Annotated in this window: 15 protein-coding genes; all 15 read left to right on the top strand. The window is 67.9% G+C overall.

The features are described from left to right. Positions 1–322 precede the first annotated feature (322 nt). Positions 323–2,332 carry a transcription termination factor Rho gene (rho, locus tag OG953_RS14190; RefSeq protein ID WP_405684539.1) on the top strand — a complete coding sequence of 670 codons (2,010 nt, stop codon included), beginning with the start codon at positions 323–325 and terminating at the stop codon, positions 2,330–2,332. A gap of 423 nt (positions 2,333–2,755) precedes the next feature. Continuing rightward, entirely contained in the window at positions 2,756–3,859 is a 1,104-nt protein-coding gene (locus OG953_RS14185; protein WP_405684537.1) for an LCP family protein, read from the top strand. A gap of 142 nt (positions 3,860–4,001) precedes the next feature. After that, positions 4,002–4,226, top strand: coding sequence for a 50S ribosomal protein L31 (gene rpmE / locus OG953_RS14180; protein ID WP_019764351.1), 225 nt, complete (start codon positions 4,002–4,004; stop codon positions 4,224–4,226). 155 nt (positions 4,227–4,381) lie between these two features. After that, on the top strand, positions 4,382–5,458 hold the full coding sequence (gene prfA, locus OG953_RS14175) for a peptide chain release factor 1 (protein ID WP_405684536.1): 1,077 nt from the start codon (positions 4,382–4,384) through the stop codon (positions 5,456–5,458). Positions 5,459–5,500: 42 nt separating this feature from the next. Then, a complete protein-coding gene (gene prmC / locus OG953_RS14170; protein WP_405684535.1) occupies positions 5,501–6,346 on the top strand; it encodes a peptide chain release factor N(5)-glutamine methyltransferase in 846 nt (281 codons plus the stop codon). Between the two features lie 64 nt (positions 6,347–6,410). Further along, entirely contained in the window at positions 6,411–7,058 is a 648-nt protein-coding gene (locus OG953_RS14165) for an L-threonylcarbamoyladenylate synthase (RefSeq protein WP_266357932.1), read from the top strand. Beyond that, positions 7,055–7,696, top strand: a complete 642-nt coding sequence (locus OG953_RS14160) for a protein-tyrosine-phosphatase (RefSeq protein WP_405684534.1) — start codon at positions 7,055–7,057, stop codon at positions 7,694–7,696. The genes OG953_RS14165 and OG953_RS14160 overlap by 4 nt, the downstream gene beginning before the upstream one ends. Positions 7,697–7,853: 157 nt before the next feature. Next, entirely contained in the window at positions 7,854–9,110 is a 1,257-nt protein-coding gene (gene glyA, locus OG953_RS14155; protein WP_405684533.1) for a serine hydroxymethyltransferase, read from the top strand. Positions 9,111–9,202: 92 nt separating this feature from the next. Continuing rightward, entirely contained in the window at positions 9,203–10,588 is a 1,386-nt protein-coding gene (locus tag OG953_RS14150; protein WP_405684531.1) for an MraY family glycosyltransferase, read from the top strand. 316 nt (positions 10,589–10,904) lie between these two features. Beyond that, positions 10,905–11,246 carry a hypothetical protein gene (locus tag OG953_RS14145; protein WP_405684530.1) on the top strand — a complete coding sequence of 114 codons (342 nt, stop codon included), beginning with the start codon at positions 10,905–10,907 and terminating at the stop codon, positions 11,244–11,246. Positions 11,247–11,723: 477 nt separating this feature from the next. Next, complete coding sequence (locus tag OG953_RS14140; RefSeq protein WP_405684529.1) at positions 11,724–12,161, top strand: hypothetical protein; 438 nt, start codon at positions 11,724–11,726, stop codon at positions 12,159–12,161. A gap of 225 nt (positions 12,162–12,386) precedes the next feature. Next, positions 12,387–13,208 (top strand): F0F1 ATP synthase subunit A, encoded by an 822-nt coding sequence (gene atpB / locus OG953_RS14135; RefSeq protein WP_405684528.1) that lies wholly within the window; start codon positions 12,387–12,389, stop codon positions 13,206–13,208. Between the two features lie 72 nt (positions 13,209–13,280). Beyond that, positions 13,281–13,520, top strand: coding sequence for an ATP synthase subunit C (locus OG953_RS14130; protein ID WP_005311859.1), 240 nt, complete (start codon positions 13,281–13,283; stop codon positions 13,518–13,520). 52 nt (positions 13,521–13,572) lie between these two features. Further along, positions 13,573–14,106 (top strand): F0F1 ATP synthase subunit B, encoded by a 534-nt coding sequence (locus OG953_RS14125; protein ID WP_405691819.1) that lies wholly within the window; start codon positions 13,573–13,575, stop codon positions 14,104–14,106. Further along, positions 14,103–14,918, top strand: coding sequence for a F0F1 ATP synthase subunit delta (locus tag OG953_RS14120; protein WP_405684526.1), 816 nt, complete (start codon positions 14,103–14,105; stop codon positions 14,916–14,918). Before OG953_RS14125 ends, OG953_RS14120 begins: the two co-directional genes overlap by 4 nt. Positions 14,919–14,964: the final 46 nt, after the last annotated feature.

The raw sequence follows: 14,964 nt of genomic DNA, 5'->3' as shown, positions 1-14,964 counted from the left end.
CAACCGACGTCTATGTGGCGCGTTGCTTCGTGTCCCTTTCCGGGACCACCAATTCTTCCGGGAGCCTCCCCAACTGCCTGAGCAGCCTGCCTGAGCAGTTTCGTGCACGCTCCGGAACCGGCACGACACCCCTCGCTTGTCCAGGAGTGGGCCGAGCAGGGGATGCTCGCGCCGGACCCTTGCACACCTTCATCTCTCCGCCGTACCCGGCGGACCACCGCCCCGGCACGGTCCGCGATCCGCAAGATCACAGACCGCAGTCGGACAGCACAACCGGTCGCCGAGCCAGAAGGCCGACGTCCGCTCCAGGGAAGGACCCTTCGTGAGCGACACCACCGATCTGATGGGCGTGACTGCCGACAAGAGCGTCGACAGCACCGCGCCCGCCGAAGGTGCTGCCACTGGCACCACCGCACGGCGCCGCCGCTCCGGCACCGGCCTTGACGGCATGGTCCTGGCCGAGCTGCAGCAGGTCGCGTCCGGCCTCGGCATCAAGGGCACTGCGCGTATGCGCAAGGGCCAGCTGATCGAGGTCATCAAGGAGGCGCAGGCCGGTAGCTCCGCCGCGCCCAAGGCCGCCGCGCCCGCCGCGGATGCCGAGACCAAGCCGAAGCGCCGTGCCACCTCCAAGGCGCGCACCGGGGGCGAGTCCGCGGCCGCCGCGCCCGCCGAGAAGGCTGCCGCGCAGCAGATCGACATCCCCGGCCAGCCGGCCAGCGACGACCAGCCCACGGGTGAGCGTCGTCGGCGCCGTGCGACCGCTCAGGCGGGCAGCCCGGAGACCAAGGCGGAGAGCAAGCCGGCCGCCGAGGTCAAGGCGGAGGCGCAGGCCGAGCCGAAGAGCGACGACCGCACCGACGCCAAGGCCGAAGCCGCCGCCGACACGGCCGAGGGCCGCCGGGGCGACCGCCAGGACCGCGGCCAGCGGGGCGACCGTCAGGAGCGCGGGGAGCGCCGCGACCGTCAGCGCGACCGCCGCGGCAAGGGTGACGAGCAGGGCGGTGGCCAGGGCCAGCAGGGCGGCCAGCGCCAGCAGCGCCAGGGTCAGGGCCAGCAGGGCGGCGGCCCGCAGGACGACGGTTACGACGACGAGGCAGGCGGTCGTCGCGGTCGTCGCGGCCGCTACCGCGACCGCCGTGGCCGCCGTGGCCGCGAGGACTTCGCCAGCGAGGTTCCCGTCTCCGACGACGACGTCCTGATCCCCGTCGCGGGCATCCTGGACATCCTCGACAACTACGCGTTCATCCGGACCTCCGGCTACCTGCCGGGCCCGAACGACGTGTACGTCTCGCTCGCCCAGGTCCGCAAGAACGGCCTGCGCAAGGGTGACCACGTCACCGGTGCGGTGCGCCAGCCCAAGGACGGCGAGCGTCGCGAGAAGTTCAACGCGCTGGTCCGCCTCGACTCGGTCAACGGCATGGCGCCCGAAACCGGCCGCGGCCGCCCGGAGTTCCAGAAGCTGACCCCGCTCTACCCGCAGGACCGGCTCCGTCTGGAGACCGACTCCAACGTCCTGACGACGCGGATCATCGACCTGGTCGCACCGATCGGCAAGGGCCAGCGAGGCCTGATCGTGGCCCCGCCGAAGACCGGCAAGACCATGATCCTGCAGGCGATCGCCAACGCGATCACGGTCAACAGCCCCGAGTGCCACCTGATGGTCGTCCTGGTCGACGAGCGTCCGGAAGAGGTCACCGACATGCAGCGGTCGGTGAAGGGCGAGGTCATCTCCTCGACCTTCGACCGTCCTGCCGAGGACCACACCACCGTCGCCGAGCTGGCCATCGAGCGCGCCAAGCGTCTCGTCGAGCTGGGTCACGACGTGGTCGTCCTGCTGGACTCGATCACCCGCCTCGGCCGTGCGTACAACCTCGCGGCCCCGGCATCCGGCCGCATCCTGTCCGGTGGTGTCGACTCGACCGCGCTGTACCCGCCGAAGCGCTTCTTCGGTGCCGCGCGCAACATCGAGGACGGCGGTTCGCTGACCATCCTGGCCACCGCGCTCGTCGAGACCGGCTCGCGCATGGACGAGGTGATCTTCGAGGAGTTCAAGGGCACCGGCAACATGGAGCTCAAGCTCGACCGGAAGCTCTCGGACAAGCGCATCTTCCCGGCGGTGGACGTCGACGCGTCCAGCACCCGTAAGGAAGAAATCCTGCTCGGCAGTGACGAGTTGGCCATTGTCTGGAAGCTGCGCCGGGTGCTGCACGCGCTCGACCAGCAGCAGGCGATCGAGCTCCTCCTGGACCGGATGAAGAAGACCCAGTCCAACGCGGAGTTCCTGCTCCAAATCCAGAAGACGACGCCCGCTCCGGGCAACGGCAACGACTGACGTCGTACCCGGATCGGCTGAATCACAGGGCCGCCCTCGTCACTCCGGTGGCGGGGGCGGCCCTGCGTCGTAGGGCCCGCGAATGTGACGCAGTCGATTCGACCCTTTCGACCGATCCGAGACGTTCGCCACACAACCGCCACGACGACAGAGGCCACCACGATGTCTGTACATGGCAAGAAACCGCAGGTGAGGGCGGGATCACCAGCTGTTCATCAAGGTCGCACGTTCCTTTTGTCCTCACGCGGGCGTGACAGGTCGCTGTGCAACCCTTCTTCGTGCCGCGACGTCGTACGAAGTGGCAACAAGTCGCCAAAGCCGACAAAACCAGTGCCCGAACACCGCTGCAGGGACTAGGGCCTGCCCGGCGGATCAGGGCCGGACAGGCCCTGGCCGGGAGAAGCTGACGACAGAAGGAGACGGATGACCGAGCAGAGAGGGAGCGGCGGGCGAATACGCCCCACCGGCAAACGCCGGAAGAAGCCTTCCCGTCGCCGCAGGGTGACGGTGATCGCCGCCTGGACCCTGGCCGGTGCCGTGGTCGTCGGCGGCGGCGGGCTCGGATACGCCTACTTCAAGATCAACGGCAATCTCAAGGCCGTCGACATCAACGCGGCGCTCGGCAAGAACCGCCCCGACGACGTCGACAACGGCTCCCAGGACATTCTCGTACTCGGCTCGGACTCCCGCTCCGGCGCGAACTCGAAGTACGGCGCCGACGAGGGCACGGCCCGTTCCGACACCGCGATGGTCGTGCACATCAACAAGGGCCACAAGAGCGCCTCCGTCGTCTCCATCCCGCGCGACACCCTCATCACCCGCCCCGACTGCACAAGTGACACCACGGGGCAGCCCGTCGCGGGCGAGCAGCGCGCGATGTTCAACACGGCGTACGAGGTCGGCGGACCGGCCTGTGCGGTCAAGACCGTCGAGTCCATGTCCGGCATCCGCATGGACCACTACCTCGAAGTCGACTTCACCGGCTTCAAGAAGCTCATCGACGAGCTGGGCGGAGTGGAGATCACCACCACCCAGGCGATCAACGACCCCAAGAGCCATCTGAATCTCGAACCCGGCACCCACACGCTCGACGGCGAGCAGTCGCTGGGCCTCGTCCGCACCCGCAAGAGCGTCGGCGACGGCAGCGACCTCGGCCGCATCCAGCTCCAGCAGGCGTTCATCAAGGCGCTGATGGAGCAGGCCAAGAGCGTCGGAGTGTTCTCGAACCCGAAGACTCTCTTCGACCTCGCGGACACGGCGACAAAAGCCATCACCACCGACTCCGACCTGGGTTCGGTCGAGCAGCTCACCGGCTTCGCGAACGGCCTCAAGGGGCTCGACTCGAAGAACGTCCACATGGTCACCCTGCCCGTGCAGTACGACCCGGCCGACCCGAACCGCGTCGTACCGCTGGAGGAATCCGCCCAGCAGGTATGGACGGCGCTCAAGCACGACAAGGCCATCCCCGCCTCCGCCACCGAGAAGTCGGCGGGCGACAAGGGCGTCGCGGGCAGCGTCGTCAAGTGACAGGGCGGGCCGGGAATAGTTGCGGCCCGCCCCCGGTTTTGGGAGATACGGCCGGTCCTGGCAGACTGGTACGTCGGCCCCGGTTCACGGACGCGCAATCCGCGCGTACGACCCGGCGCCCTCCCGAACCTAGGAGAAACCCTTGAAGCGCGACATCCACCCCGAGTACGTCGAGACGCAGGTCAGCTGCACCTGTGGCGCGTCGTTCACGACCCGGAGCACCATCGACGGCGGCACCATCCGCGCCGACGTCTGCTCCGAGTGCCACCCGTTCTACACGGGCAAGCAGAAGATCCTCGACACCGGTGGCCGCGTGGCCCGCTTCGAGGCCCGCTTCGGCAAGGCTGCCGGCTCCGCCAGCAAGTAGCGAGCCACTGCGCCGGTTCTCGGCGCCCTCTTCCCGGGGGCGCCGAGGCCGGCGTTTTTTTCCGGCCCGGGGTACGGGCCGTCCCCGTACCCGGGCCCGGACAGCATCACGCTGTCCAGCAGGCACGTTTGAGTGAAGAAACCAGGAGCCCGAAGATGTTCGAGGCGGTCGAGGAACTGATCGGTGAACAAGCCGATCTTGAGAAGAAGCTCGCGGACCCGGCGGTCCATGCCGACCAGGCCAACGCGCGCAGGCTCAACAAGCGCTACGCCGAGCTGACCCCGATCGTCGGCACGTACCGCTCCTGGAAGCAGGCCGGGGACGACATCGAGACGGCGCGCGAGCTCGCCGCCGACGACCCCGACTTCGCCGCCGAGGTCAAGGACCTGGAGAAGCAGCGCCAAGAGCTCACCGAGAAGCTCCGCCTCCTCCTGGTCCCGCGCGACCCCAGCGACGACAAGGACGTGCTCCTGGAGATCAAGGCGGGCGCGGGCGGCGACGAGTCCGCCCTGTTCGCCGGCGATCTGCTGCGGATGTATCTGCGCTACGCCGAGCGCGTCGGCTGGAAGACCGAGATCATCGACTCCACCGAGTCCGAGCTCGGCGGCTACAAGGACGTCCAGGTCGCCGTGAAGACCAAGGGCGGCAACGGCGCCACCGAGCCCGGCCAGGGCGTGTGGGCCCGGCTGAAGTACGAGGGCGGGGTGCACCGCGTGCAGCGGGTGCCGTCCACCGAGTCCCAGGGCCGTATCCACACCTCGGCCGCCGGTGTGCTCGTCACGCCCGAGGCGGAGGAGGTCGACGTCGAGATCCACGCCAATGATCTCCGTATCGACGTCTACCGTTCCTCGGGCCCCGGCGGCCAGTCCGTCAACACCACGGACTCGGCGGTCCGCATCACACACCTGCCGACCGGCGTCGTCGCCTCCTGCCAGAACGAGAAGAGCCAGCTCCAGAACAAGGAGCAGGCCATGCGTATCCTGCGTTCGCGACTGCTCGCGGCCGCCCAGGAAGCCGCCGAGCAGGAAGCTTCGGACGTACGACGCAGCCAGGTGCGTACGGTCGACCGTTCCGAGAAGATCCGTACGTACAACTTCCCGGAAAACCGGATCTCGGACCACCGCGTCGGCTTCAAGGCGTACAACTTGGACCAGGTGCTCGACGGTGACCTGGATTCCATGATCCAGGCCTGTGTCGACGCCGACTCCGCCGCCAAGCTTGCCGCCGCATAAGACCGAGTCCGACCCGCCCGTAACCCCGTACGGAGAACCGCGATGAACCTGCTGCTCGCCGAGGTGGCCCAGGCCACCCAGCGGCTGGCCGACGCCGGTGTGCCTTCACCGCGATTCGACGCGGAGGAGCTCGCCGCGTTCGTGCACGGCGTCAAGCGGGGCGAGCTGCACCGTGTGCCGGACGCCGACTTCGACGCCCGCTACTGGGAGGCCATCGCCCGCCGCGAGGCCCGCGAACCGCTGCAGCACATCACCGGACGCGCCTTCTTCCGCTACCTGGAGCTCCAGGTCGGACCCGGTGTCTTCGTCCCCCGCCCGGAGACCGAATCGGTCGTCGGCTGGGCGATAGACGCCGTCCGCGCGATGGATGTCGTCGAGCCGCTCATCGTCGACCTCTGCAGCGGATCGGGCGCCATCGCCCTGGCCATGGCGCAGGAGGTTCCCCGCTCGCGCGTGCACGCCGTCGAGCTCTCCGACGACGCCGTGAAATGGACCAGGAGGAACGCCGAGGGGTCGCGGGTCACCGTCCACCACCAAGACGCGCTCACGGCTCTTCCCGAACTCGACGGCCAGGTCGACCTGGTCATCTCCAACCCGCCGTACATCCCTCTCACCGAATGGGAGTACGTGGCACCCGAGGCCCGTGACCACGACCCGGAGATGGCCCTCTTCTCCGGCGAGGACGGCCTCGACACCATCCGCGGCATCGAACGCACCGCACACCGCCTGCTGCGCCCCGGCGGCCTCGTCGTCATCGAGCACGCCGACACCCAGGGCGGCCAGGTGCCGTGGATCTTCACGGAGGAACGCGGCTGGGCCGATGCGGCCGACCATCCCGACCTGAACAACCGGCCGCGGTTCGCCACGGCCCGCAAGGCCATGCCGTGACCGGCGGCCACCACCCGCACGACCCGTACCCGCCATACCCGTACATGCTTGAGGAGGCCGGCTGATGGCACGGCGATACGACTGCAACGACGCGACCGACCGTACGACGGGTCTGCGTGAGGCCGCGTCGGCCGTCCGCCGCGGCGAACTGGTCGTGCTGCCCACCGACACCGTGTACGGGATCGGTGCGGACGCCTTCAGTTCCGAGGGCGTCGCCGACCTGCTGGACGCCAAGGGCCGAGGCCGCAACATGCCGACGCCCGTCCTGATCGGCTCCCCGAACACCCTGCACGGACTGGTCACCGACTTCTCCGAGCAGGCCTGGGAGCTCGTCGACGCCTTCTGGCCCGGCGCCCTCACACTCGTCGCCAAGCACCAGCCGTCGCTGCAGTGGGACCTCGGGGACACCCGCGGCACCGTCGCGATCCGGATGCCGCTGCACCCGGTCGCCATCGAGCTGCTCACCGAGGTCGGCCCGATGGCCGTCTCCAGCGCCAACCTCACCGGACACCCGGCCCCCGAGGACTGCGACGCCGCCCAGGAGATGCTCGGCGACTCCGTCTCCGTCTACCTCGACGGCGGCGCGACGCCCGGCATCGTGCCCTCGTCGATCGTCGATGTGACCGGCAAGGTCCCCGTACTGCTGCGCGCCGGTGCGCTCTCCGTCGAGGAACTCCGCAAGGTGGTACCCGACCTCGAGGTGGCCAATTGACCGCCCCTGAGGGGCGTGGCATAGCGGGGCAGGCCGACACTTTCCGCATCCTCCACGTCAGCACCGGCAATGTCTGCCGCTCACCGATCACCGAGCGGCTGACCCGGCACGCCCTGGTGGACCGCCTCGGCGATCCGCTCAGCGGCGGACTGATCGTGGAGAGTGCGGGCACCTGGGGCCACGAAGGTGCCCCCATGGAGGCCAACGCCGAGATCGTCCTCGCCGACTTCGGCGCCGACACCACCGGCTTCGTCGGCCGGGAGCTGCTCGACGAGCATGTGATCCGTGCCGACCTGGTGCTCACCGCCACCCGCGACCACCGGGCACAAGTGATCTCGATGGGTCACTCGGCCGGCCTGCGGACCTTCACCCTCAAGGAATTCACCCGGCTGGTCCGGGCCATAGACCCCGCCACGCTGCCCGACCCGCGCGACGAGGGTGTGGTCGAGCGCGCCCGCGCACTGGTCCGTGCCGCGGCCGCGCTGCGCGGCTGGCTGCTGGCCCCCACCGCCGAGGCCGACGAGGTGTACGACCCGTACGGCGCCCCGATCACGTTCTTCCGGTCCATCGGCGACGAGATCAACCAGGCCCTCGACCCGGTCGTCACCGCCCTGACCGGCGTACCCGCCCCGCACTGACGCTTGCGCCTGCGCCACCCTGACGGCCGTACACACGGGCCCGGTACCAGGGGGCCCAACGGGTGTACGGCGTCGCCGCACAGCAGGCAGGGGGCCCGTCACGGGCCTACATTGGAGCTGACGTCAGCGCACCCCTCCCCAGGCCCGGAGCCGTCAGATGCCGGTCACCACTCCTGCCGCACCCACCTTCGCCGCCCTGCCGCAGGACTTCGGCGCCCTGCTCCGGGAGGACCCGGAGATCGCCGCGGTGCTGCTGGAGGAGCTGCACCGGCAGTCGAGCACCCTGCAGCTGATCGCCGCCGAGAACTTCACCTCGCCCGCGGTCCTCGCCGCCCTCGGCTCACCGCTCGCCAACAAGTACGCCGAGGGCTACCCCGGCGCCCGCTACCACGGCGGCTGCGAGCAGGCCGACGCCGCCGAACGCATCGCCTGCCGGCGGGCCACCTCGCTCTTCGGCGCCGAACATGCCAACGTCCAGGCGCACTCCGGCTCCTCCGCCGTCCTCGCCGCATACGCGGCCCTGCTGCGCCCCGGCGACACGGTGCTCGCGATGGGACTCCCGTACGGCGGGCATCTCACCCATGGCTCGCCCGCCAACTTCTCCGGCCGCTGGTTCGAGTTCATCGGCTACGGGGTGGACTCCGAGAGCGGCCTGATCGACTACGAGCAGGTGCGCACCCTGGCCCGTGCGCACCGCCCCAAGGCGATCGTCAGCGGCTCGATCTCGTACCCGCGCCATCCCGACTACGAACTGTTCCGGGAGATCGCCGACGAGGTGGGCGCGTATCTCATCGCCGACGCCGCGCATCCGATGGGGCTGATCGCCGGGGGAGCGGCGCCGAGCCCCGTCCCGTACGCCGACGTGGTCTGCGCGACCACGCACAAGGTGCTGCGCGGTCCGCGCGGCGGGATGATCCTGTGCGGTGCGGAGCTGGCCGAGCGGATCGACCGGGCGGTCTTCCCGTTCACCCAGGGCGGCGCGCAGATGCACACGGTCGCCGCGAAGGCCGTCGCGTTCGGGGAGGCGGCCACTGAGGCGTTCACGGCTTACGCGCATCGGGTGGTCGCCCATGCCCGGGTGCTGGCCGCAGGTCTGGAGGCCGAGGGCTTCGAGGTCACCACGGGCGGCACGGACACCCACCTGATCGTCGCGGATCCGGCTCCGCTGGGCGTCGACGGCCCCACTGCCCGCACCCGGCTGGCAGGGGCGGGCCTGGTGCTGGACACCTGCGCGCTTCCGTACGGGGACGCCCGGGGCATCAGACTCGGTACCGCGGCCGTCACCACCCAGGGCATGGACGACGCCGACATGGCACGGCTGGCCGTGCTCTTCGGAGCGGCGGTACGTGAGGAGGGCGACATCCGCGCGGAGGTTCAGGAACTGGCCCGGAAATATCCGCCCTATCCGGGGTAGACGTGGTCCGTGCAACCATCGGCCCGGCCTCCGTGTCCGCAACCATGAGCCCGACGTAGTTAAAGTGTGGGCTGAGATGGCCGGCGAAATCTATGGGGCAGCCCGTGCGTGATTACCTGCTGACGCTCTGTGTCACGGCTGCGGTTACCTATCTGCTGACCGGCCCGGTGCGCAAGTTCGCCATCGCGGTCGGGGCGATGCCCGCGATCCGTGCGCGTGACGTGCACCGAGAACCGACACCGAGGCTCGGTGGCATCGCCATGTTCGGCGGACTGTGCGCCGGACTGATTGTCGCGGACCATCTGTACAACCTCGACAGCGTCTTCCAGCTCTCCAACGAACCGCAGGCGCTGCTCTCCGGGGCCACGCTGATCTGGCTGATCGGTGTTCTGGACGACAAGTTCGAGATCGACGCACTGATCAAGCTCGGCGGGCAGATGATCGCCGCCGCGGTCATGGTCATCCAGGGCCTGACGATTCTGTGGCTGCCGATCCCCGGCGTCGGCACCGTCGCGCTCACCCAGTGGCAGGGAACGCTACTCACGGTCGCCCTGGTCGTCATCACCATCAACGCGGTCAACTTCGTCGACGGCCTGGACGGTCTCGCGGCGGGCATGGTGTGCATCGCGGCCGCCGCGTTCTTCCTGTACACCTACCGGCTCTGGTACGGGCACATGATCGAGGCGGCGGCCCCCGCGACGCTCTTCATGGCGATCCTGATGGGCATGTGCCTGGGCTTTCTGCCGCACAACATGCATCCGGCCCGGATCTTCATGGGCGACTCGGGTTCGATGCTGATCGGCCTGGTGCTGGCGGCCGGTGCGATCTCGGTCACCGGGCAGGTCGACCCGGACACGATGAAGCTCTTCGCCGGCAGTGAGCGGGAGGCCACCCACGCGATGCTGCCGGTCTTCATCCCGCTGCTGCTGCCGCTGACCATCATCGCGATCCCGGCCGCCGACCTGGTGCTGGCGATCGTGCGGCGTACGTGGAACGGCCAGTCGCCGTTCGCGGCGGACCGTGGCCATCTGCACCACCGTCTGCTGGAGATCGGCCATTCGCACAGCAGGGCCGTACTGATCATGTATTTTTGGTCGGCTCTGATCGCCTTCGGCGCGGTCGGCTACTCCGTGCACTCCGCTTCGCTGTGGATCGTGATCGTGATCGTGGGCCTGAGCGCCCTGGGCCTCGTCCTGCTGCTGATGCCGCGCTTCACCCCGCGGGCGCCGTACTGGGCGGAACGCTTCGTACCGCCCCGCTACCGCCGTCGCCGCAGTGAGGGCGAGATGCCCGATGCGGAACCCTCATCTGCGCGCGAGGCCCAACAGCGGCCCCTCGAAACGCGGATGGGGCAGGAGGAGCACGAACTCCAGGAGCGGCCCCCGATCGTCGTGGGAGTCTCCGGCGTCAACGGGGCGACTGCGATCGGCCCCCGTTCGCGTTTTTCGGATCGGCGCATGGACAAGAGCCATCACTGAGGGGCGTCTCAGGACCGCTGCCTCAGGATCTGTCGGGCACTGACTTGGAATGACTGAATGTGGCGCATGTGATTGATGTGGCCTCGCCGTTCCATCTCGGGACGTCGTTGACCAGGAAAATTTGCACAAGTTAATCTATCGATCTGCGAAGCACCTTCGAAGCAAGAGGAATTTAGGCCAGGACGAGACTCCGCGCCTCGCATATTGCATCCGTTGTGCGTGCCGCTGCATGTTAGGAATGCCTACGACAAGGGGGAGTTGGCCCGCCCGTGACCAGGGTGGGCTGTCCCTGCTCATTCGTGAGTGAGGCAGAAGCATGCGAAAGTTTTCCGCAATAGCCATCGCGACGGTGGCGCTCGGCAGTTCGCTAGGACTCATGGGGGCCGAGGCCGTGGCGGCCCCGGTGACGTCGGCGAGCTCCGTGCAGGACGTCGGTGCGCTCGGTGCGGTCCCCAGCTGCGTCAAGGTCACGCGAACCCATCAGGGCGAGGGGTACAAGGCGTACCGGGTCAAGAACAACTGCTCCAGTACGAAGAAGCTCAAGGGCATCTTCAAGTACGGCTACGACACGAGCTGCCACACCGTGAAGGCGGGCAAGGAGGACTTGCTCTCCTCCACGCAGCCGTGGGTGGGTTACGACAAGGTCGTGACCTGCTGAGCGGGGCAGGCGTGACTGGCGCCTGAGGTTGCTGACGACGCCTCCGGGGAGGGTGCTTTGTGCCTACCCGGAGGCGTCGACGCGTCTTCCCTTTGTCGCCGGCCGGGCTGGGCGGGGTGCTTGTGGGTGCGGAAATAGCTCGTGAGGACGCATCATGGTGCGCAAGCGTTGACGAAATGACTGGGTTCAGGTTTGGCGCAGAAGGACGTCGTCCCGGTGAAAGGGATGAACCGCTCATTACGGGATGATTCAGTGCAGCGGGTGCTCACACGCGCAGGTTCACTCTCACGTGTGACAGTAGGCACACTTCCTTGGTAAAGACCTCATCAAATAGTTTGTGATACCGTTCACGAAGCCCGGTGACGGAGTTGAAGGATCTGAGTACCACGGTCCATCGGCCCGAGGCATCGACTCGGACCGGGCCTACGCTCGTCCATGACGACACACTGCCCACCCCCTGCAAGCGGAGCTGCCGCCATGCCGTCCAACGACGCCCGGACTCTCCTTCAAGCCGCCGTACCCACCGCTGTCGTCGGCGCCGTCGCCGCTGCGATCAGCGGCGGTGTCGCCGGCGGCGAGGGAGCCCTCGGGGCGGCCATCGGGACGCTCGTGGTGATCCTCTTCATGGGGATCGGACTCGTGGTCCTGCAACGGACCGCTAAGTCCCTGCCTCACCTGTTCCAGGCGATGGGGCTGATGCTGTACACGGCTCAGCTTCTCCTGCTGTTCATCTTCGTCGCCGAATTCAAGAACACCACGCTGTTCAACCCGAAGTCCTTCGCGATCACTCTGGTCGCGACGACACTCGTGTGGATCGGCGCACAGGCGCGTGCGCACATGAAGGCCAAGATCCTTTACGTCGAACCCGAATCCGACAAGGGCAAAAAGCCCGAGAACACGGGGTCGAAGGCGTGAAGGGTAGGGGCGGAATAAGTACAAGTCCGGGACCCTGCTATCGTCCGGTTCCAACTGCGGCACTGCGGGCGCGGGCATGTGAGCTGACGCCTGCTCGATCGCGAGGCTCAATGCCTGACTGCCGCCCACACATCCGTTACACCAGTCCAGTGCCGAACCGCGGCTGCGCGCCGCGCCGACACAACGAGGTTGCCGTACCTATGCGCCACGCTGAAGGAGCCCGCGGTGAGTGCTGACCCGACACAGGTGCTCGCCTTCGAGACCGATTGCCACATCTTCGACGGTTGTGGTTTCCCGGCACCCGGCTTGCACTCGTTCCTGTTCGAGCCCATCTGGGGCGACGCGGACAGCAACCTGTACTTCAACAAGCCGATGCTGCTGGCCCTGCTCGGCTCGATCATCGTCGTCGGTTTCTTCTGGGCCGCCTTCCGCAAGCCGAAGGTCGTCCCGGGCAAGCTGCAGATGGTGGCCGAGGCCGGCTACGACTTCATCCGTCGCGGTGTCGTCTACGAGACGATCGGCAAGCGTGAGGGCGAGAAGTACGTCCCGCTCGTTGTCTCGCTGTTCTTCTTCATCTGGATGATGAACCTCTGGTCGATCATCCCGGTCGCGCAGTTCCCGGTGACGTCGATCATCGCGTACCCGATTGTGCTGGCCCTGATCGTGTACGTCCTGTGGGTCAGCCTGACCTTCAAGCGCCACGGCTTCGTCGGCGCCTTCAAGAACTTCACCGGGTACGACAAGTCGCTCGGCCCGGTGCTGCCTCTCTCCATGACCATCGAGTTCTTCTCGAACCTGCTGGTCCGGCCGTTCACCCACGCGGTGCGACTTTTCGCGAACATGTTCGCCGGTCACACCCTCCTGCTGCTGTTCACGATCGCTAGCTGGTACCTGCTCAACGGCATCGGTATCGCTTACGCCGGTGTCTCGTTCGTGATGGTCATCGTGATGACCGCGTTCGAGCTCTTCGTGCAGGCGCTTCAGGCGTACGTCTTCGTACTCCTGACCTGCACCTTCATCCAGGGCGCGCTCGCCAAGCACCACTGAGGATCCCGCACCCGACCCTTATTCGTCCGGTGGCCAACCCCCACCGGTCCTTGAAAGAGAAGGAAGACTGGCATGTCCCAGACCCTCGCCGCTGTCACCGGCGACCTGAAGGCTCTCGGCTCCATCGGTTACGGCCTCGCGGCCATCGGCCCCGGCGTCGGCGTCGGCATCATCTTCGGTAACGGCACCCAGGCCCTGGCCCGCCAGCCCGAGGCGGCCGGTCTCATCCGTGCCAACCAGATCCTCGGCTTCGCCTTCTGTGAGGCGCTCGCCCTCATCGGTCTGGTCATGCCGTTCGTCTACGGCTCCTGATCCATCGGATCAAAGACCAGCCAACTAGACGAAAGGCAATGACGTGAGCCAGATGCTTACGATCGCGGCTGAGACGGAAAACCCGCTCATCCCGCCGATCCCCGAGCTCGTCATCGGCCTCATCGCCTTCCTCATCGTCTTCGGCATCCTCGCCAAGAAGCTCCTCCCGAACATCAACAAGGTTCTGGAAGAGCGCCGCGAGGCCATCGAAGGCGGTATCGAAAAGGCCGATGCGGCCCAGACCGAGGCCCAGAGCGTTCTTGAGCAGTACAAGGCTCAGCTCGCCGAGGCCCGCCACGAAGCCGCTCGTCTGCGCCAGGAGGCGCAGGAGCAGGGCGCCGTGATCCTGCAGGAGATGCGGGCGGAAGGCCAGCGGCAGCGCGAGGAGATCATCGCTGCCGGCCACGCCCAGATCGAGGCCGACCGCAAGGCTGCGGCCGCCGCGCTGCGTCAGGACGTGGGCAAGCTCGCCACCGACCTGGCCGGCAAGCTCGTCGGCGAGTCCCTCGAGGACTTCACCCGGCAGAGCGGCACCGTCGACCGTTTCCTCGACGAGCTCGAGGCGAAGGCCGAGGCTGTCCGATGAACGGCGCGAGCCGCGAGGCACTGGCTGCCGCACGTGAGCGTCTCGACGCGCTGACCGACAACACGTCGGTCGACGCGGCGAAGCTCGCCGAGGAGCTGGCCGCCGTAACGGCGCTGCTCCAGCGCGAGGTATCGCTGCGGCGGGTCCTGACCGACCCGTCGCAGGCCGGCGAGGCCAAGGCCGAGCTGGCCGGACGACTGTTGCGCGGTCAGGTGGGCGGCGAGACCGTCGACCTGATCTCCGGCATGGTCCGCTCCCGCTGGTCGCAGTCTCGTGACCTGGTCGACTCGGTCGAGGGGCTGGCGAACATCGCAGACCTCACCGCTGCCCAGCGCAGCGGAGACCTCGACGACGTCGAGGACGAGCTGTTTCGGTTCGGCCGGATCGTCGCCTCCGACAAGGAGCTGCGCGCCGCGCTCACCAACCGGTCCGCGTCCGTCGCCGCCAAGAGGGAGCTGCTGCACAGCCTGCTCGGTGGCAAGGCACGGCCCGCCACCGAGCGAGTCGTCGTGCGGCTTGTCACCCAGCCGCGTGGACGTAGCCTGGAAGCGGGACTCGAGTCCCTCTCCAAGCTTGCCGCGGAGCGCCGGGACCGCATGGTCGCCGTGGTCACCTCGGCAGTGCCGCTGAGTGATCAGCAGAAGCAGCGCCTCGGCGCCGCACTGGCGAAGATCTACGGTCGGCAGGTGCACCTGAATCTCGATGTGGACCCCACGGTCCTCGGCGGGATCGCGGTACGGGTCGGTGACGAGGTCATCAACGGCACCATCGCGGAGCGCCTCGACGAGGCGACCCGTCGCATGGCCGGCTGACGAGCGCAGCGCAGCAACAGAACAGAGCAAGACCAGCGGCCCGGTT

It is taken from the genome of Streptomyces sp. NBC_00057 (assembly GCF_045041165.1).
GTDB lineage: Bacteria > Actinomycetota > Actinomycetes > Streptomycetales > Streptomycetaceae > Streptomyces.
The sequence above is the reverse complement of the archived record's forward strand: the minus strand, read 5'-3'. Positions and strand labels throughout refer to the sequence as shown.